We start from the raw sequence: 19,644 nt of genomic DNA on the forward strand, positions 1-19,644 counted from the left end.
ATGCGGCTCACGACAAAACAGACCACTTTGCTGGTGCTCGCGCTGCTGATCGCGGCAACGCCGTTCTTCTTTCCGTCCGCCTTCTATTTCCGCGTCGGTTCGCTGCTGTTCGTGAACGGTGTGGCTGTGCTCGGCATTGTCATCCTGACGGGTTTTGCCGGACAGATCAGTCTCGGTCATGCGGGCTTTGCCGGTATCGGCGCCTACGCCTCCGCGCTGGCGCCTGCGCATCTCGGTCTTCATCCGGCCTTCGCCGCGGTTCTTGGTGCGGTTCTGTCTGCTATGATCGCCTATGTGGTCGGCAGGCCGATCCTGCGGCTCAAGGGCTATTACCTGGCGGTCGCATCGCTCGGTTTCGGCATCCTGGTCTCCATGGTGCTGTCCAACGAAGCTTGGCTGACCGGCGGGCCGGATGGCGTCGCAGTCGCCGATCTCGGGTTGCGGCAGGCCCTCAAGAAAGTCGGGCTCGAGCTTTCGGCGCCGCAGTTCTGGTATTTCTTCTGTGGGCTCTGCCTGTTGATCGGCGCCTGGCTGGCGCTCAATCTCTATGACAGCCCGACGGGCCGCGCCTTGCGGGCGCTGCATGGTTCGGAGATTGCTGCCAGCACGGTTGGGGTCGACGTGCCCCGGTTGAAGCTTCAGGCCTTCGTCATCTCGGCCGTCTACGCGTCCGCCTCGGGTTCGTTGCTCGCTTTGCAGAACAAGTTCATCACGCCGGACGTGGCGGGCTACATGCACTCGATCGAACTGGTCACAATGGCCGTGCTCGGCGGTGCCGGATCCGTACTCGGCGCGATCCTGGGGGCTGGCATCCTCACGCTCCTGCCGCAGGTGCTCACCGTGTTTGCAGAATACGAGCAGGTCATGCTCGGGCTGGTGATGATGCTGGTCATGATCTTCCTGCGCGAAGGGCTGCTGCCGTCGCTGCTGCGTCAATTTACCGGGAGGGGAGCATGAGCCTTCTCAGTGTCGAAGGATTGGGAATTGCCTTCGGTGGCCTGCGCGCCGTCGATGATGTGAGCTTTTCCGTCAATCCGGGGGAAATCGTCTCGGTGATCGGGCCGAACGGGGCGGGAAAGACCACCCTGTTCAACATGATCTCCGGCGTCTACATGCCGAAATCCGGCAAGGTCAAGCTCAGCGGCGAAGAAGTCACCGGCTTTGCTCCCCATCTTCTGGCCCGTCGCGGCATGTCGCGCACGTTCCAGAACCTGCAAATTTTCCAGAACATGACCGTGCTGGAAAACGCCATTTCCGGGTTTCATCTGCGGGAAAAAGGCTCAGTATTCGCCGACCTGCTCGGGCTTCCGGCCTCGCGCCGGCGCTCGAGGGACGCACAGGCCGGAGCACGTGAACTGCTGGCCCGTGTCGGCCTTGCCAATGCCGCCGAACTTGAGGCCGGTAATCTCTCCTATGGCGCCCTGAAGCGGTTGGAGATCGCGCGCGCCCTGGCGCTTGACACCAAGGTCCTGCTGCTCGACGAACCGGCGGCCGGCTGCAACGCGGTTGAGACGGAGGAGATCGACCACCTGATCGCTGAGGTCGCAGCGTCTGGTGTCGCCATTCTTCTGGTCGAGCACGACATGAAAATGGTCATGCGTATCTCCAACCACATCGTCGTGCTTGATCATGGGGTGAAGATCGCCGAGGGCGACCCCGCGGCCGTCGCTCGCAATCCGGATGTCATCGCGGCCTATCTCGGAACCCAGGCACAGGAGGCGTCCCATGCTGACAGTTGAGGGTCTGCGGTCGCGCTATGGCCGCATCGAGGCACTGCACGGCATCGACCTGCATATCGATTCCGGCGAGATTGTCACCATCGTTGGCGCCAACGGTGCGGGCAAGACGACCCTGTTGCGCTGCCTGTCCGGCCTCCAGCCGATCAGCGCCGGGCAGATCATTTTCCGGGGCGAGGCGCTTGCCTCCACCCCCGCCTATAAGCGGCTCAGGCGCGGACTTGCGCAATCGCCTGAGGGCCGCCAGATCTTCACCAACCTGTCAGTCGAGGAGAACCTGCGTCTCGGCGCCTTTCTCTTCGCCGACGACCGGGTCGAGCGGGACATGGAGAATGCCTTCCAGATGTTTCCGATCCTCAAGGAGAAGCGCAATCTTGCCGCCGGTGGCCTGTCGGGTGGCCAGCAGCAGATGTTGGCGATCGCCCGCGCGTTGATGGGGCGTCCGTCCTGCCTGCTGCTCGACGAGCCCTCGATGGGGCTGGCGCCCATCCTGGTCCAGCAGATCTTCGACGTGGTCAAGAGTATGCGGGACCTGAAGGTTACTGTGCTTCTGGTCGAGCAGAACGCCTTTGGCGCCCTGTCGGTCGCCGATCGCGGCTACGTCATGGAAACCGGCAAGATCACCATGGAGGGACCGGCCAGCGAACTGCTCGCCGATCCCCGCATTCGAGAAGCCTATCTGGGAATCTGATTACACATGTCCATCGTCACCATCGCCCGTGAGGGAAACATCGCCGTCGTCACCATCGACAACGCGCCCGTGAATGCGCTGAGCCAGGCCGTGCGCCAGGGACTTTCCGACGCGGTGGCCGAACTGGACCGTGATCCGGATGTCTCCGCGGTGGTGCTCACCTGCGCAGGGCGGACGTTCATCGCCGGCGCTGATGTCAGCGAATTCGACAAACCACCGCAGCCTCCGCATCTGCCCGATGTCGTGTCCGCTATTGAACTGGCGGCCAAGCCTTGGGTCGCGGCGATCCATGGCTCGGCGCTCGGCGGCGGTTTTGAGGTTGCGCTTGGTTGCCGTTTCCGTCTTGCCTCGGCCGAGGCAATGGTCGGTCTGCCCGAGGTGACGCTGGGGATCGTTCCCGGTGCCGGTGGTACGGTGCGCTCTGTGCGGCTCGCCGGCGTCGAGGCAGCAGTGGACCTCGTGACGACGGGCAAGCCGGTGCGCGCGGCGCGGGCTCTGGAGCTTGGCCTGGTCGACAAGATCGTCGAAGGTGATCTGCGTGCCGCTGCCATTGCCTTTGCCGGGGTCGGCTTTTCCAATCCGCTTCCCCAGCCATTGTCGCTTCGCCCGGCTCCGTTGGCGCCGGAGTCCTTCTGGACCGAGGCCGAGGCGGCAATTGCCAAGCGCGCCAGGGGTGAGGTCGCGCCGCTTAAGGCTCTTGCTTGCCTGCGCCGGGCAACCGAAACCGATTTCTCCACGGCGATGCAGTTCGAGCGCGCGACCTTCCTCGAGCTGCGTGTCACCCGGCAGGCGGCGGCGCTCCGCCATGTCTTCTTCGCCGAGCGGGCCGCGCCGCGGCCGAAGGCCTTGACCGGCGTTCAGGCGTGTCCACTGCGCAATGCTGCCGTTATCGGCGGTGGCACGATGGGCGCCGGCATTGCCGCGGCCCTGCGTGATGCCGGCTTGCCGGTCATCCTGATCGAGCGGGACGAGGCTGCCGTTCAACGCGGCATCGCCAATCTCAGGGACATCTTCGCCGGTGCGGTCAAGCGCGGGCGTCTCACCGAGGCGGCCGCCGAAGCGCGGCTTGCCGGAGTTGTCGGGGCGACGGACTATGCCGCGCTTGCCGATACCGATCTCGTGATCGAGGCGGTATTCGAGGAGCTTTCGGTCAAGCGGCAGGTGTTTGCGCAGCTTGGCCGCGTCTGCCGACCGGATGCGGTGCTGGCGACCAATACCTCCTATCTCGATCCGCGAGCGATTGCGGAAGGCCTGCCCAATCCGGAACGCTTCATCGGTCTGCATTTCTTCAGCCCCGCCAACATCATGAAGCTGCTGGAGATCGTGCCGGTGCCGCAGACGGCCGACGCGACGTTGGCGACCGGGTTCGCGCTTGGGCGGATGCTCGGCAAGGTGCCGGTGCGCGCCGGCATCTGCGAGGGTTTCATCGGCAACCGTATTCTCAAGCGCTACCGTGCCGAGGCCGAAGCGCTGGTCCGGCAGGGTGTCGCGATTGCCGCCGTCGATGTGGCCATGCGCGGTTATGGCTTTGCCATGGGGCCTTTCGAGGCGCAGGATCTGGGTGGTCTCGATATCGCCTTTCTGCAACGCGAGGGCGCACGTGCGGCGGGGCAGGATGTGCCAGAAACGCTCGGCGATATTCTCGTGCGTGCGGGCCGCAAGGGCCAGAAGACCGCCGGCGGCTGGTACGACTACAAGGCCGGTGATCGTCGCCCACTCGCCTCGAAAGAAGTCACCCGTCTTCTCGCTGCGCAGATCCAGCACGGCCCGATACTGGATGGCGAGGCGATTGCTGATCGTCTGGTTGGTGCCATGGCCCGCGAAGGTGAAGCGATCCTGGCGGAAGGGATAGCCGAAAAGGCCTCAGACATCGATCTCGTCGAAATCCACGGCTACGGCTTCCCCCGCTGGCGCGGCGGCCCGATGTTCGCCACGCGCCAGACATCGGCCTGACAATCGGCTTCAGCGGCAGGGTGCTCGGCTCATCGTGAAGCGCTCACTTTTGAGCGAGCCGTGTTCGGCTGTCTCCCCATGGCAGTTTTTTGACGTATGCCCGCCGACACGAGACCCGCTGCGCGACAAGCTTTTTGCGGCGCGATGTCGGGTGCCGAGGCTTGTGGTTCATGCGTGAAAGGAGGGGGCAAAGGCGTTTTGGAAACACCTGGTTAAGGTTTGTTTTCTATTAACAGGGTTGGTGTGACAGCTCGTGTGATGGTCCTGCGTAACATGCAATTTCCCCCTTCCAGTATCCGCGTTTCCAATGCCAATAATGCCGAATCCGATGCAGAGCACGGCCATGCGGCATCGCATCCTTACGGGCCCGGCGTGGACGGGCAGCCGTCGACCCAGCCGGCCTCTGATGCCGTGATCCTCGATCCGGAAAAGCTCCCCACGTGGCAAAGGGCCTTTATTCTGGGGCCCAACGTGCGGTTCACCCGCACGCCGGGGCAGAATTATGCCAAGCGCGAAGCCGACGACGATGTCGCTCCGGCACATGCGGCGGACATTGTCGCGCCGGCCCGGCAGTCCGCTGCCGAGGCAGAAGCCTCGACAGTGACTGCGGCCGGTTACGTCTTGGGACGTAGCAATTCCGCCTTCAAGGCGGCCGGGCAGGCTACAGGGTCGCCGGTCGGCGCGCTTCAGCAGCAGATCGTTCGGGCGCTCTCGGATGCCGAAAAACGGACAAGTGACCCGCAGCCGGGAGCCGTCGATCTTCAGCCCGCCACGCCAAAGCTTGTCCTGCCGCCGCGCACGGGCGCGCCGTTGAGGGTTCCGCCAAGGCCGCTCCGTGAGCCGCTGTCCAACCGGCCGGTAGAACCGATTGTTCGCCCGCCGCAGGGCATGGAAGCAAGAGCAGCCGTCGCAACGACGACGGTTCATCATGAGGCGCAGGCGAGAGCCGTTCCGACTCAACCGTCTACAGTCGGTGTAACGAGCAGGTCCGCAATACCGGCGTCGAACGGGGCTCCCGCACGATCATTCGCGGCAATTCCCGATCATCTGATCTGGGAAATGATGAGCCTCGGTGCCTCCGAAGTGGCAGGTGTGCGTCCTATGCCCGGCATGAGCCATGTGGCGCAGGGCGCGGTGTCTGCGACACGCTCCGAGCCTCAGCCGGTCGCATCGCAAGCGCCCATGTCGCCTGTTGAGGCATGCGACATGCCAACGATCGCGGCGGCATCTGTTCCTGTCGTTCCGCCTCCGGTTGCGCAGAGCTCCGTGGCGTCGGCTTCTGTCGCGCCTATGCGGGTCTTCTCACCTGAGAGCGACGAGGCGCCTTCGGCCGTTCATCTCTATCGGCAGGTCGAACTGGTCCGTCCGGTTCGGGTCATGGCGCCTGAGCCTGTCCCGACGGTCTTAGCGCCTCGTGCGACGGATGAAGCCACGGTCGCGCAGCCCGTCGTATCGGCGGAGGCGCCTTCGATGCGTCTTGCGGCGAAGCGCGCCCCGGGGTTGCTCTCCTTCATTCAGACGGAAGATTATCTATTCCCTTCTGTCGACCTGCTGCAGGCGGCCGATCATCGGCAGACCGGCGTCATGAGCCCGGAAGCGCTTGAGCAGAGTGCAGGGCTTCTGGAGAGTATTCTCGAGGATTTCGGCGTCAAGGGCGAGATCATTGACGTGCGTCCCGGTCCTGTCGTCACGCTTTACGAATTCGAGCCGGCGCCGGGGGTCAAGTCGTCGCGTGTGATCAATCTCGCCGACGACATCGCCCGCTCCATGTCGGCGCTCTCGGCGCGTGTCGCGGTTGTCCCCGGCCGCAATGTGATCGGTATCGAGCTTCCCAATATCGAGCGCGAAACGGTCTACTTACGGGAACTGATCGAGAGCAGCAGTTATGTCGGCACCGACTACCGCTTGCCGCTGTGCCTTGGAAAGACGATCGGCGGCGAGCCGGTCATCGCCGAGCTTGCCAAGATGCCGCATCTTCTCGTCGCCGGCACCACGGGTTCTGGCAAGTCGGTTGCCATCAACACGATGATCCTGTCGCTGATCTATCATCTGCGACCGGAGGAGTGCCGCCTGATCATGGTCGATCCGAAGATGCTGGAGCTTTCCGTCTATGACGGTATCCCGCATCTGCTGACGCCGGTTGTTACCGATCCGAAAAAGGCGGTGCTGGCGCTCAAATGGGCCGTCCGCGAGATGGAGGAGCGCTATCGCAAGATGTCGCGGCTCGGCGTGCGCAATATCGACGGCTTCAATGCACGCGTGGCCGAAGCCCGCGCCAAGGGCGAGACGATCATGCTGAGCGTGCCCAACGGTTTCGACCGGGCGACCGGCGAGCAGACCTTCGAGGATCAGCAACTCGATCTGGCAGCACTTCCGTATATCGTCGTCATCGTCGACGAGATGGCCGACCTGATGATGGTTGCCGGAAAGGAAATCGAAGGGGCCATCCAGCGGCTTGCCCAGATGGCCCGCGCCGCCGGCATTCACCTGGTCATGGCCACCCAGCGCCCGTCTGTCGACGTCATTACCGGCACGATCAAGGCGAATTTCCCGACGCGCGTGTCCTTCCAGGTCACCTCTAAGATCGACAGCCGCACCATTCTTGGCGAACAGGGCGCCGAACATTTGCTCGGTCAGGGCGATATGCTGCACATGGTCGGCGGCGGGCGCATTGCCCGCGTGCATGGGCCGTTCGTTTCCGATTTCGAGGTGGAGAAGGTCGTTGCGCATCTGAAGACGCAAGGCCAGCCGGCCTATCTTGGCAGCGTCACCGAAGATACCGAGGACGCCGGGGCCGAGGACGCGGAAGACGCCGCTGTCTTTGACAATACTGCCATGGGCGCCGAGGACGAGGGGGACGACCTCTTCGAACGGGCGGTCAAGATCGTCCAGCGCGACAAGAAGTGCTCTACCTCCTACATTCAGCGGCGACTTTCTATCGGCTACAACCGTGCGGCCTCCCTGGTGGAACGCATGGAGCAGGAAGGCCTGGTCGGCGCACCCAACCATGTCGGCAAGCGCGAGATCCTTGGCCAGGGACTGCAAGGCGGCAAGGACAGCGAAGGCTGATCGGGGTCTATCTCGCCGGTGCGCCGGCGGGATGTCTGGACTGCGGCAGAACGAAAGGCACGTCCGGCGCGGGCATGCGACCGACCGCGCCGCTAATGCCGTAGACGTCCGTTATGATCGGATCGTCGATCGTCGACAGGGGCGGGCCTTCCGAGACGATTCGTCCTTTGTGCATGACGACCAGATGGTCGGCGAATTCGGCTGCCAGATTGAGGTCGTGTAGGATAGCGAGGACGGCGCCGCCACTGCGGGCGAAGTCGCGGGCGATTTCGAGCACGCTGATTTGGTGACCGATGTCCAGGCTTGAGGTCGGCTCGTCGAGGAAGAGGCAGCGAGCCAGTCCATCTGCGACAGGTGAAGGTACCTGGGCCAATGCTCGGGCAAACTGCACACGCTGCTGTTCCCCGCCCGAGAGCGCCCGGTAGGGCCGTGCCTCGAAGCCGTCGAGGCCAACCCGGACGAGGGCAAAACGTGCCGCCCGGGTCGGATCGAGGCTGCCGTGGGCGATTGCTCCCATGCGAACGACTTCGAGGGCGGTGAAGGGAAAGGAAAGTGTCGTCGACTGCGGCAAGACTGCGCGGCAGGCAGCGAGTTCGAGCGCCGAAAGACGGGAGAGCGGGCGGCCATGACAGCGAATCTCACCTCGGTCTGGCACCGTTTCTCCGGACAGAGTCTTTAGCAAGGTGGACTTCCCCGCACCATTCGGCCCGATCACGATGGTGAAGACACCTGGGCGAAGGGTAAGATCCGCGTCGGCCACCAGTGACCGTCCCTCGCGGATGACGCTTACGTTGTTGGCGGCGATCATTACAAACCCTCCAGATTGGCACGACCGTTGCGGCCGAGTAGCAGCATGAGGAAGACCGGGGCACCGAGGATCGCTGTGATGATACCTATCGGCAGTTCGGCCGGTGCAGCGATTGTGCGGGCAATGCTGTCGGCCAGCAGCAACAAGGCCGCGCCGCCGATCGCCGAGGCCGGTAACAGGAAACGGTGCGAGGGGCCAATTGCAAGGCGCAGCAGATGCGGCACGACAATGCCGACGAAAGAGATCGATCCGGCCACCGCGACGGTCGCGCCACAGGCGGCGGCAACCGCAATGATGGTCAGGCGTTTCAGGCGCTGCACCGGTACGCCCATGTGGAAGGCGGCCGCATCGCCGAGGACTAGCGCATCGAGACCGCGGGCGACAAATGGCAGCACCAACATCACCAGCAGGATGAACGGCAAGGTGGCCATGACCTTGGCATAGCTAGCCCCGCCCAGCGAGCCGAGTGACCAGAAGGTGATGTCGCGTAGCGCCCGATCATCGGCGATGAAGATCAGCAGGCCGGTTGCGGCGGCGCTCATAGCGCCGATGGCGATGCCGGACAGAATGAGAGCGGTTGTCGAGGTCTGGCCGTTTCGGGTTGCGATCGCATATAGCAGGAAGGTGTTGATCAAGCCGCCGGAAAAGGCCATCAGCGGTAGGAACTGATTGCCGAGCAGGGCCTGCAACGGGGCCAGAGCCGTGCCTCCCAAAACGATCGCGCAAACAGCGGCGAAGGCGGCGCCTGAGGTGACGCCGACGATGCCTGGATCGGCCAGCGGATTGCGGAACAGACCCTGCATCATGGCGCCCGAGACGCCAAGTCCGGCGCCGACCAGAAGGCCGAGTGCCGTCCGAGGCAGGCGAACCGCTTCGAGGATGATACGGTCCTGGGCGGCGAGGTTCTCGCCGTTGCCGCTGGCATAGGTGACGAGGTCACTGAGGCCGACACCGGTCGGCCCGCTGACCAGCGACAGCAGTGCTGCGCCGGCGAGCAGCGCAAGCAGCAAGACGATGACGGTGAGGCCGAGTACAGAACGGTCACCCGGCACGGATCGCCGTGCGATCATCGTGGCGACAAGGCTCATGGCTTGAAGGCTTCCGGATAGAGCTTTGCGGAAAGGTCGCGCGCGGCTTGCGGCGTACGCGGCCCCAGACCGAGCAGATAGAGACCGTCCATGGCGATGAAGGCCTTCGTTTTGGCAGCCGGACTTGCCTGCAGGGCTGGCAGGACGAAGGCTTGCTCGGCAGTCATGTGCATGGCGCCGCCATCCATCACCAGCACAACCTCCGGAGCGGCGGCGATCACGGCCTCGTCGCTGAGTGGCTTGTAACCAGTGACATCAGTCGCGGCGTTGATGCCACCGGCGAGCCGGATAATCTCGTCGGCGGCGGTGTGGCTGCCGGCAGCCATGACACGGCCATTGGAGAGTGAAAGGGCAAACAGTACGCGCTTCTTCGGCTCGGTGATGGTGGCGACCTTTTCCTCAAGCGATTTCAAGCCACTATCGACCTCCAGAGCGAGTTTTTCGGCCGCGGCCGCCTTGCCGATCGCCGTGCCGACAGCCCTGATCTTGCCGGCGATCGCCGCGGCTTCCGGCGGGGTCGGAACGGAGATCAGTGGCACGCCGCTTGCCTTGAGGATCGCCACGGCGTCGGCCGGACCCGCTCCGGCTTCGGCGATGATCAGGTCCGGCCTCTGCGACAGCACACCCTCGGCCGAGAGCTGGCGGATGTAACCGACGTCGGGCTTGCCGGTGGCTTCGTTGGGGTAAGTGCTGGTGCTATCCACTGCGGCGATGCGATCCTGCTCGCCGAGCGCGTAGATGATCTCCGTCACGGTGCCGCCAACGGAAACGATGCGCGTGACATCGGTCGGGGCCGGCTGGGCAACCGCTATCGCTGTCGTCAGCGTCAGGGCAACAAGCGGGGTGAAGAGGGATCTTGCGGTTGATCCAAGCGATCCGGAAAAATACATGCCTTGAAAGTCCTGTTTGCCGAAAAGGAAGCGCCGGTTGCGGCCCAAGGGCCGAACGGCTCGTGACGAAGTGCTTGCGCCGCAGTGGCGACAATTAACTTGACTTAAATACACATGTTTAAATACGAAGGCAACATGGCGCAATCGTCGGTCAGGCGAGCGCTCGTCGCTAAGAACGCGTGGTTGCCGCGCAAGGTAGCGACGTCCGGAGATCAAGAGAGGATTTCAGTCATGTTTATTGCAATGAACCGTTTTCGTGTCGTGCCCGGTCACGAGGAGGCCTTCGAGGCGATGTGGGCGAACCGCCAGGGCCGCCTTGCCGAGGTTCCGGGGTATGTCGAATTCCACATGCTGAAGGGCCCCAAGGCCGCGGATCACAGCCTCTATGCCTCGCATGCCGTTTGGGAAACCGAGGCACACTTCAAGGCCTGGACACAGTCCGAGCAGTTCCGTGCGGCCCATGCCCGCGCCGGCGAATCCAAGGTCCAATACCTGTCCGGCCCGCATTTCGAAGGGTTCGAGGTCATCATTCATGAAGACCGTGACGGAAAACGCGTCGATCAGGCTGCCTGAGGAGGACGATCCATGGATGTGTCACTGAGCGCCGGCGAGCGCCTCGAGCGGGCCCGTGCCGCGCTCGCTCAAAAGCCGGATGGGGTTGTTGAGGCGATCGCGGCGCAGGCCGGTGTGACACCGGCGGACATTCTGGCGATCCTCCCGGACGGTGCGGCGGTTCTCGCCTTCAGCGAGCAATTCCTGCCGATCTGGAGGGACATGGCGGAGTGGGGCGATGTCCTGTTGATCGTCCATACGGACGACATTGTGCTGGAGGTGACTGGCTCTCTTCCCCAGGGCGGCGAGGGGCACGGTTGGTTCAACATCCACGGCGACAGCCCGATTGCCGGACATATCCGTAAGGACCGCTGCGCCTCGATCGCTTTCATCGACCGCGGTTTTCATGGCCGGCGGTCCTGCTCGGTGTGGTTCATGAACGCCGACGGTCGGGCCATGTTCAAGGTCTTCGTCCGTCGAGACGCCGAGAAAGCTCTGCTTTCGGACCAGTTGCTGCGCTTCGAGGCTCTTCGTGAGAGTTTGGCCGCTTCCGCCTGATCGCTATGCCCTTCAGGCTTTCGATCACGAGAAACTTTCCAAGGTTTTTTCGTCAACGAAGTCGGGGTGGTGCAGCGATGCGCCACCCTTTTTTGCATGGAGGGCCAGGCGGACATGGAGAAGGTCGACCAACAAACGGCAGATACACTCTTGAACCACCTTGCCTCTCTTTCGGCCATGGTCGCATGACGCGCCGAGCGTGCGGTACGGCCCTCATTGCGCCGGTTTGACGGATGGGGGAGCGTTGGCGGCACTGTACGACGAGAGGGTGAGGTCGCACCCAGGACGAGATTGCCGCAGCCATGGGAATTCGTGCCAGAGCGTCCAACGCCTCGTTTCGCTCGTGATCGCCGAGACGTTGATCAAGGTGCGTGTTGATCATCCGGTCGCAGTCTACATGGAACTCGCCGAAGCGGCCAAGGAGAGGTGCCGCCTGAAACGCTGATGAAACAGCCGGCTCCGCTTGTGATCGCCAGGCAGGCCCGGCCAGCGTGGCTTCGCTGGCGATTGCTGCCAGATTTTCCCCGGACATGGCTGCCGCTGGCTGCGAGCCGCAATTTACATGAGCGAAATCATGCGGCGCGGATGACCATGATGCGCCACCGGACCGAACTCACCCATTTGCAGTGAAACAACTGGACCATCCGCGCGGTCCACACCGCTGACGTACCTATGCCGCGGAAGCGGTTGCGCTTTCGGTGGGAGGTATAGCAGCCTCTCGTCCCGAACCCCTGCATCGGGGCGGCGCATGGAAGCGCAGCAGTGCGGCAAGCGCGTCGTTGCCGGTAACCAGATCGGACAAAAGCACTTTGTCGAGGGAGTTGTAAAAGGCATCCACCGCGTCACCGATCGCGTTGCGAAGCCAGCAGGCGTCCACCAGCGGACAGGTGTTGGATTTGCTGAAACACTCGGCGAAAGGCAGATCCGCCTCGAAAATACGAAAGACGCCGCCGATGTTGATCTCGGCCGGGTCGCGCATCAGCTGAATTCCGCCGTGACGTCCACGGGTGGCGTCGATGAAGCCGTGCTGGCCGAGGGTGCGGATCACCTGGGCGAGATGGTTCTCCGATGCGTTGCAGGCGACGGCGATGTCGCTCTTTCGCACGGTGACATCCGGGTTGACCGCACAGAACATCAGCGTTCTGATGGCAAGATTGGTTCGCATCGTGATGCGCATCGGCTTCGGCTCTCCCAGGTACCGTTATTAAATAACCTGCATAGATGGCATTTCCGGCTTTTGCTTGATCTAGGTCACGCCGGCGCGATTGCGGCGAAAAAAACTTGATCCAAGTCCTGTTTGCTTGGCACCATTCGTATAAACAAGCATGTCGAATGCATGAAATGCCGAGGCTGAGCGTGACCAATTCTGAAACGAAAACGCAGGATCCCGGCGCAAGGAGATTGAAGGCGATCGAAACGAGCGCCATGGGTGGACTGAGACCTGCGAGTTATCTGGCCGCGATTGCAGCGCTGATAGTCCTGCCGCAGAGTGCCTTGGTGGGGCTTAGCCTTGGCTCCCTTGTTACAGGGACGGTGCCGTTCCTCTCTCCTCTCTTAAGCGTCATTGCCTATGTCGGGTTTGGCCTTCTGCGCCACCTGTTGGATGCCTGGGGAGGACGGATTGGATTTCGCGCGGCCCAGAGGGTTGTGGCGCTAGAGCGCCAAGCGCTGGTTGCGGCGGAGGGGCGCGTGTCGCCTTTTTCGCCAAACGGTGTCTCGTCCGCCGAAGGTGCCTCCCTGATCGGAGACAAGCTCGACCTGCTTTTGCCCTATCTGACCCGCTATCGGACCGCTTCGATGAAGAGCCGTATCATTCCGCTCTTTATCTTGGGTGCGACGGCCTGGGTTTCGTGGGCGGCGGCGCTGATCCTGCTGGTGGCCGGGCCGCTCATTCCGCTCTTCATGGCGTTGGTCGGCTATGCTGCACGCGATGCCAGCGCCAAGCATCTCAAGGAAACGGGTTCGCTGAACGCGCTGCTGCTGGAACGGTTGAACGCCTTGGTTGATATCAAGCTGCTGGACGGACGTGACGTTATGGTGCGCCAGTTTTTTGCCAGCGCCGAGTCACTCAGGGTCCGTACGATGGCCGTGCTGAAGGTAGCCTTTCTCTCTTCCACGGTGCTCGAATTGTTTTCAGCGCTCGGCATCGCCATGGTCGCCGTCTACGTTGGTTTCAGCCTGCTGGGTACGTTCAGTTTCGGCACTTTCGGCGCACCGCTGACGCTGGCGCAAGGGATATTCGTCCTGCTTCTGGCGCCGGAGTTCTTCGCTCCCCTGCGTGAACTGGCAAGCGCATGGCACGATAAAGCAGCGGCGCTCGCGATCGCCGAGGAACTCGAGGGCATGAGCGGACGCCCGCGAATGAGCATACTTGGGGCGGGCGGGGGGCCTGAAGCCCTCGCGGGACCGGTTCATGTCACGACCCGCGGCCTGCGCTATTCGTCCGGAGGCGGCTTTTCCATTACCTATCCGGACATCGACATCCAGGCGGGCGACGCAGTGGCGATCTCAGGTCCCAGCGGCGTCGGAAAAAGCACGCTGCTCGCCCTTCTGGCCGGTCTTGCGCGTGCCAACGACGGTGAGGTCCGTGTTTGCGGCGTGGTCCTGAACGACGCTGCCGCGGATGCCTGGCGTGCCCGGCTCTGCTGGGTTTCGCAGACCCCTCATTTCGCCAATGCCAGTCTTCTGGCCAATATCACTGGCTCCGTCATGCCGCGAGACGAGCGGCGGTTTGACGAGGCGGTGAAGGCGGCAGGGCTTGTTCCGGTCATCGCCTCGCTTCCGCGGGGGGCGCTCACCCGGCTTGGGGAAACCGGCAGCCGGCTTTCCGGTGGGGAGGCGCGCAGGGTGATGTTGGCGCGCGCCCTTTACGCGGACGCCGACGTGGTTCTCGCCGACGAGCCAACCGCCGATCTCGACCCTCTTAACGCCGAGCGGGTGGTTGATAGTCTTCTGGCGCTTGCCGAACGTGGCAAGACATTGATCGTCGCCACCCATGACCGTCGGCTGATCGAGCGGCTTGGACGCGAAATTGCGCTGGGAGAAACCGTATGAAACGCGTCCTTCGCATCTTCGTCCGGGTCTGGCGGCCGCACATCAAGGGGCTGGCGCTTGGCAGCCTGCTTTCGGCTCTGGTACTTGTCGCTGGGATAGGATTGCTGGCGCTTTCCGGGTGGTTCATCACCGCAACAGGCATCGCCGGATTGGCAGGCATCGGCATTGCCTTCGATGTCTTCAGCCCGAGTGCGGCTATCCGGTTTCTGGCCCTTGGTCGCGCGGCTGCCCGCTATGGTGAACGCGTACTGACTCACGACGCGACGTTGAAGGGCCTTGCCGAACTGCGCGGACAATTGCTGGCTGCCATGACCCGCGCGCCGCTGCGCAAGCTTGCCGCACTCAACGGTTCGGAACGGCTCAATCACCTGACCCTTGATGTCGATGCGCTGGACGGACTGGCGCTTCGGCTGGTTATTCCTTTCCTCGCGGCCTTCGTCGTTGTGACCGCCTTCCTGTTGTTGCTCTGGCAAATCGAAAGTGGGGCCGTCGCAGTCTGGCAGGCGGCAAGCTATGGGCTCGGCCTGATGCTGGCGCTTGCCCTTATGCTGAAGACATCACTCAGGCCGTCTCGTCTGGCACACAAGGCGTTGCAGGCGGTGAGATTGCGCTTCATCGACCTGATGCGTGCGCGGCCGGAACTCGCGGTTGCCGGGCAGTTGGAGTCGCAGGGGCGGGCGGTGCTCGCCGCCCAGGCACGATTGCAGCGCGACCAGGCTCGCGTCGATCTTGCCGAGCGGATCTCCGGTGTGCTGCTTGCCTTTGCCGGCACGATCGCCAGTGCCGGCAGTCTCTATCTTGGCATCAAGCTTGCCGAGGCAAAGGCTATCGATCCCGCTCTCGCGGCGCTCGGTTTCTTCGGAGCCCTGGCAGTTACTGAGATCATCGCACCGATCCATCGTGGCCTTTCGGAACTCGGCCGCCTGGCGGATGCCGCGCGTCGCGTGGAAGGGCAGATGGCGGGTGAAGTCGAAGTCCCCGCAGGCCTGGTCGACCCGTCCTGCCCTCGTGATGACAATGCTCCCATCCTCCGGTTTGAAGGCGTTTTCTATAGCCAGTACGGTCGTTCGATCCTGCAGGATTTCGACCTTTCCATTCAGGCCGGTGAGACGGTGGCATTGACCGGTCCGAGCGGTATCGGCAAGTCGACGGCGCTGCTGCTGACGATCGGCCAGTTGGTACCCGACAGCGGCCGCATCCTGCTTGGCGGATGCGAAATCCGGGAGTTGGGCGAAACCGAGCTGTTCCGTGCGGCTACCCTTCTGCCGCAGCGAACAGCGCTGATGAGCGGGTCCATCATGGATGCGCTCCGGCTGGCTGCGCGCGATATTGACGAGGCGGAAGCCTGGCGCGTGCTTGGTGCAGTGCGTCTTGACCGGGTCATTGCCGACAAGGGTGGGCTCGATTTCATGCTCGGCGAGGGTGGCTCGGGCCTTTCCGGCGGTGAAAGGCGACGCCTCGCTCTCGCCCGTGTTCTGCTGCGGGGCCCGCGGTTGTTGCTTCTCGACGAACCGACCGAAGGACTGGACGAAGAGACGGCGCGGCAGGTTCTGATCGGGATCCGCGATTTTCTGCCCCGTGCAGCTATTGTGATGGCCTCGCACCGGACAATTGAACGCGAGTGGGCAGATCAAGTCATCAAGCTTACCTGAGCGCTGCGACCAATTGGCGCAAAGGAACATTTACAATATACGTTATTGACCTCGATCAACTCTCTTGAATTGGAGTATGACTAAGAAGCAGGGTACCTGCATTTAGGATGCCTGTTTCAGGTCAGAGAGAGAGTTGAAACCATGGAAATCGACATAGTCGAGCTGTCACGTCTGCAATTCGCGATGACGGCCTTATACCATTTTCTATTCGTTCCCTTGACGCTTGGCCTTTCCATCATCGTTGCGATCATGGAAACGGTTTATGTCATGACGGACCGTCCCATCTGGCGACAGATGACAAAATTCTGGGGCACGTTGTTCGGTATCAACTTCGTGCTAGGCGTGGCCACCGGGATTACCATGGAGTTTCAGTTCGGCATGAACTGGAGCTACTACAGTCATTATGTCGGCGATATCTTCGGAGCACCTTTGGCGGTCGAGGGGCTCATGGCCTTCTTCCTCGAAGCGACCTTCGTCGGTCTGTTCTTCTTCGGTTGGGATCGTCTTTCAAAGCGTGCCCACCTGATCGTCGCCTGGCTGGTGGCGATCGGTTCCAATTTCTCGGCGCTGTGGATCCTGATCGCCAATGGCTGGATGCAGAACCCGGTGGGTGCCCAGTTCAATCCGATGTCTATGCGCATGGAGATGACTTCATTTTTCGACGTCGTCTTCAATGAGGTCGCACAGGCGAAGTTCGTCCACACTGTTTCCGCCGGCTATGTCACGGCATCTGTTTTCGTGCTTGGTGTTTCGGCCTGGTATCTGCTTAAGAACCGCCATACCGATCTTGCGCGTCGTTCGATCGCTGTTGCCGCGAGCTTCGGCCTGGCTTCGGCGCTTTCGGTCGTGGTCCTCGGTGACGAATCTGGCTATTCGGTCACCCACTCCCAGAAGATGAAGCTCGCCGCGATCGAAGGCATGTGGGAGACACTGCCGGCGCCGGCTTCGTTCACGCTTGTCGGTTTCCCCGACCAGCAGGCGCGTGAAACGCATTACGCTATCCACGTTCCTTTCGTCATGGGCCTGATCGGCACCCGGTCGTTGACCCACGAAATTCCCGGCATCTCGGACCTTGAAAAGCAGGCGGAGGAGCGTATCCGCTCCGGCCAGATCGCCTACAACGCATTGATGGACTATCGGGCCAACAAGGGCGTGGTATCGGATGAAGTTCGCACGGCCTTCGAGGAGCATAGCAAGGATCTTGGTTTTGCCCTGCTATTGAAGCGTTATGTCGATGATCCGCGGCAGGCAAGCGATGAGCAAATCACGATGGCCGCCAATGACACCGTCCCGACCGTCTGGCCGTTGTTCTGGGCGTTCCGCTTGATGGTTGCGCTCGGCTTCTCATTCATTGCCGTCATGGCCTGGTTCTTCTGGATGGCTTCGTTCCGCAGGATGCAATTCCCGCGGCTGGCACTTTGGCTCGCCGTCATCATCATTCCGACCCCGTGGATCGCTGCGGAGCTGGGCTGGTTCGTCGCCGAGTTCGGACGTCAACCCTGGACGGTTGACGGTGTTCTTCCGACAGCGCTTTCCGTCTCGCAACTGTCCGTCACCGATCTCGCGATCACGCTGGCCGGCTTCGTCTTGTTCTACAGCGTCCTTTTCGTGATCGAGATGGGCCTGATGGTCAAATACATTCGCAAGGGTCCGTACATGGACGTGTCCGAGACGGATGAATGGCAAAAGCAGCATCGTGCGCGGCTGAGTGCACCCTCGCCGTTTGCTCAACCCGCGGAGTAAAGATTATGATTCTTCATCAACTCATCGATTTCGAACTGCTGCGGGTGGTCTGGTGGGTGCTGCTTGGCGTCTTGCTGGGCGGATTCGCCCTGACCGACGGCTTTGACCTGGGGGTCGGCACCCTGCTACCCTTCGTCGGTCGGACCGATGTCGAACGGCGTATCGCCATCAACACGATCGGTCCGGTTTGGGAGGGTAACCAGGTGTGGTTCATCCTCGGTGGCGGCGCGATCTTCGCCGCCTGGCCGCCGCTCTATGCGGTCAGCTTCTCCGGCTTCTATCTCGCCATGTTCGCTGTGCTCGCCGCGCTGATCCTACGCCCGGTCGGTTTCAAATATCGCTCTAAACGGGACAGCGCCGCATGGCGTAGCACCTGGGACTGGGCGCTCTTCATTGGCGGTGCTGTGCCGGCGCTGATTTTCGGCGTCGCCATGGGCAATGTCCTGCAAGGCGTGCCCTTCCGTTTCAATGAAGACCTGATGATCTTCTACGACGGCTCTTTCTTCGGCCTGCTCAATCCTTTCGCCCTTCTCGCCGGCGTAGTCTCGCTGTCGATGCTGGTGATGCATGGAGCGGCATGGCTGCAGCTCAAGGCTGAGGGGCCGGTGCGCGAACGTGCCCGCAAGTTCGGCTCCATTGCCGCGCTTGTGACGATCGCGGCCTATGTTCTCGCCGGTATCTGGTTGGCCCTCGGTATCTCCGGTTTCGAAATCGCCGGTATCCCGGTGACTGACGGGCCGTCCAACCCACTGCTGGGCGACGTCGCACGCACGCCGTCCTGGTTTGCGGCCTATTCCGAGCGGCCGTGGATTGCCGTTGCTCCGGTTCTCGGTGTTCTCGGCGCAGTCCTGGCGTTCTTCGGCCTCAGGGCCGGCCGTGAGGTCTCGACGCTGTTGTTCTCGAAGCTTGCGATCACCGGCATCATTGCGTCGGTCGGGTTGACGATGTTCCCGTTCATCCTGCCGTCCTCGATCGATCCGAAGTCGTCGCTGACGGTTTGGAACTCCTCGTCTTCGCACCTGACGCTGTTCGTCATGCTGGTCATGGCGGTGATCTTCGTGCCGATCATCCTTGCCTACACCGCCTGGGTCTACAAGGTGCTGTGGGGCAAGGTGACTGAAGAGGAAATCACCAGCAACAGTGGCACTGTCTACTAAACAGGAGAACGTCGATATGTGGTACTTCGCTTGGCTGCTTGGCCTGCCGCTCGCCGCGATTTTTGCCGTCGTCAACGCCATGTGGCTTGAGATGCAGGAAGATCGCGCAATGATGAACGGATCACACGAGGATACCGGCCGCGCCCGGTGATCCTTGAAGAAAAATTGGGGAGCATCTTCCCGATGAGACTGGCCCCGGACAACTCAGGGGCCTGGGGTTGGCGGGGCGGTGACAATCACCGCCCCGTTTGACCTTCTGGCGGCGGTCAGAAAGACATCGCCGTCGCCCGTGCCATCTTTGGGCAACCGTTCGCCGCAGTGCTTCGGCGCGACCCAGATCACCAAACGTAGCCTCCGCAGACGGCGCTTCTGCCAGTCGGAATCAACGCCAAACACGGTTGGGCACAAATTGGCGAACCTTGGGTTCGCTTCTCCCTATGGGCTGCTGGGAGTGGCGACTGGATCAAGGAGAGTCAAACCAGCGAGAGTGCGGCGCCGCTCTTGTACAGAACATAAAGCGCCACGCAGATGATCAGTCCGGCGAATAGCTGGTTGAGCAGGTTGCGTTTCGTGGCAAGCCGGGTCGCAAGCAGCATGCCGCCTATGCCCCCGACCACGCCCCCGCCGATGAATTCGGCAGCGATGCGCCAGTCGATGAGTCCTGAGACGGCATAGTTGAGGGCTGTCGCCAGG

16 protein-coding genes and 2 pseudogenes are annotated in these 19,644 nt (G+C 62.4%); 13 read left to right on the plus strand and 5 right to left on the minus strand.

The window, feature by feature from the left end:
- The 5 genes from RNA01_RS17995 (at position 1) to RNA01_RS18015 (ending at position 7,449) form a co-directional block, all read left to right on the plus strand.
- Positions 1-957: a branched-chain amino acid ABC transporter permease gene (locus RNA01_RS17995; RefSeq protein ID WP_174824566.1), complete on the plus strand. Its 957-nt coding sequence runs from the start codon at positions 1-3 to the stop codon at positions 955-957.
- A complete protein-coding gene (locus RNA01_RS18000; protein ID WP_147181598.1) occupies positions 954-1,739 on the plus strand; it encodes an ABC transporter ATP-binding protein in 786 nt (261 codons plus the stop codon). Before RNA01_RS17995 ends, RNA01_RS18000 begins: the two co-directional genes overlap by 4 nt.
- On the plus strand, positions 1,726-2,427 hold the full coding sequence (locus RNA01_RS18005; protein ID WP_147181599.1) for an ABC transporter ATP-binding protein: 702 nt from the start codon (positions 1,726-1,728) through the stop codon (positions 2,425-2,427). The genes RNA01_RS18000 and RNA01_RS18005 overlap by 14 nt, the downstream gene beginning before the upstream one ends.
- Before the next feature lie 6 nt (positions 2,428-2,433).
- Positions 2,434-4,380, plus strand: coding sequence for a 3-hydroxyacyl-CoA dehydrogenase NAD-binding domain-containing protein (locus RNA01_RS18010; RefSeq protein ID WP_147181600.1), 1,947 nt, complete (start codon positions 2,434-2,436; stop codon positions 4,378-4,380).
- 273 nt (positions 4,381-4,653) lie between these two features.
- Positions 4,654-7,449, plus strand: coding sequence for a DNA translocase FtsK (locus RNA01_RS18015; protein ID WP_147181601.1), 2,796 nt, complete (start codon positions 4,654-4,656; stop codon positions 7,447-7,449).
- A gap of 7 nt (positions 7,450-7,456) precedes the next feature.
- Here RNA01_RS18015 and RNA01_RS18020 read toward each other — a convergent pair whose 3' ends face one another.
- From RNA01_RS18020 to RNA01_RS18030, 3 genes are read right to left on the minus strand one after another with little or no spacing between them, the layout of a single operon-like run.
- Positions 7,457-8,257, minus strand: a complete 801-nt coding sequence (locus RNA01_RS18020) for a heme ABC transporter ATP-binding protein (protein ID WP_147181602.1) — start codon at positions 8,255-8,257, stop codon at positions 7,457-7,459.
- Positions 8,257-9,345 carry a FecCD family ABC transporter permease gene (locus RNA01_RS18025; protein ID WP_147181603.1) on the minus strand — a complete coding sequence of 363 codons (1,089 nt, stop codon included), beginning with the start codon at positions 9,343-9,345 and terminating at the stop codon, positions 8,257-8,259. Before RNA01_RS18025 ends, RNA01_RS18020 begins: the two co-directional genes overlap by 1 nt.
- Entirely contained in the window at positions 9,342-10,235 is an 894-nt protein-coding gene (locus RNA01_RS18030) for a heme/hemin ABC transporter substrate-binding protein (RefSeq protein WP_147181604.1), read from the minus strand. Before RNA01_RS18030 ends, RNA01_RS18025 begins: the two co-directional genes overlap by 4 nt.
- A 231-nt stretch (positions 10,236-10,466) precedes the next feature.
- Between RNA01_RS18030 and hmuQ the strand changes: the two genes are divergently transcribed.
- The 3 genes and pseudogenes from hmuQ to RNA01_RS24135 all read left to right on the plus strand — a co-directional run.
- The gene (hmuQ, locus tag RNA01_RS18035) at positions 10,467-10,808 is read left to right on the plus strand and encodes a heme-degrading protein HmuQ (protein ID WP_147181605.1); all 342 of its coding nucleotides are present in this window, start codon (positions 10,467-10,469) and stop codon (positions 10,806-10,808) included.
- 12 nt (positions 10,809-10,820) lie between these two features.
- The gene (gene hutX, locus RNA01_RS18040; protein ID WP_147181606.1) at positions 10,821-11,345 is read left to right on the plus strand and encodes a heme utilization cystosolic carrier protein HutX; all 525 of its coding nucleotides are present in this window, start codon (positions 10,821-10,823) and stop codon (positions 11,343-11,345) included.
- Positions 11,346-11,617: 272 nt separating this feature from the next.
- Positions 11,618-11,784, plus strand: a pseudogene (locus RNA01_RS24135) (sugar-binding transcriptional regulator); the annotation flags it as partial.
- A 231-nt stretch (positions 11,785-12,015) separates the two neighbouring features.
- On the opposite strand, the gene RNA01_RS18050 reads toward RNA01_RS24135, so the two are convergent.
- On the minus strand, positions 12,016-12,522 hold the full coding sequence (locus RNA01_RS18050) for an RrF2 family transcriptional regulator (protein ID WP_147181607.1): 507 nt from the start codon (positions 12,520-12,522) through the stop codon (positions 12,016-12,018).
- 179 nt (positions 12,523-12,701) lie between these two features.
- Here RNA01_RS18050 and cydD point away from each other — a divergent pair, with 179 nt between their 5' ends.
- From cydD to cydX, 5 genes are all read left to right on the plus strand, one after another.
- Positions 12,702-14,399: a thiol reductant ABC exporter subunit CydD gene (cydD, locus tag RNA01_RS18055; protein WP_170253524.1), complete on the plus strand. Its 1,698-nt coding sequence runs from the start codon at positions 12,702-12,704 to the stop codon at positions 14,397-14,399.
- Positions 14,396-16,051, plus strand: coding sequence for an amino acid ABC transporter ATP-binding/permease protein (locus RNA01_RS18060; RefSeq protein WP_147181609.1), 1,656 nt, complete (start codon positions 14,396-14,398; stop codon positions 16,049-16,051). Before cydD ends, RNA01_RS18060 begins: the two co-directional genes overlap by 4 nt.
- A gap of 141 nt (positions 16,052-16,192) precedes the next feature.
- Positions 16,193-17,794, plus strand: a complete 1,602-nt coding sequence (locus RNA01_RS18065) for a cytochrome ubiquinol oxidase subunit I (protein ID WP_147181610.1) — start codon at positions 16,193-16,195, stop codon at positions 17,792-17,794.
- 5 nt (positions 17,795-17,799) lie between these two features.
- Entirely contained in the window at positions 17,800-18,951 is a 1,152-nt protein-coding gene (gene cydB / locus RNA01_RS18070) for a cytochrome d ubiquinol oxidase subunit II (protein ID WP_147181611.1), read from the plus strand.
- A gap of 16 nt (positions 18,952-18,967) precedes the next feature.
- Entirely contained in the window at positions 18,968-19,102 is a 135-nt protein-coding gene (gene cydX, locus RNA01_RS18075) for a cytochrome bd-I oxidase subunit CydX (protein ID WP_147181614.1), read from the plus strand.
- Between the two features lie 322 nt (positions 19,103-19,424).
- Here the strand turns inward: cydX and RNA01_RS23750 are convergent.
- Positions 19,425-19,644: pseudogene (locus tag RNA01_RS23750) on the minus strand (hypothetical protein); the annotation flags it as partial.

It is taken from the genome of Paenirhizobium naphthalenivorans (genome assembly GCF_007992095.1).
Lineage (GTDB): Bacteria > Pseudomonadota > Alphaproteobacteria > Rhizobiales > Rhizobiaceae > Allorhizobium > Allorhizobium naphthalenivorans.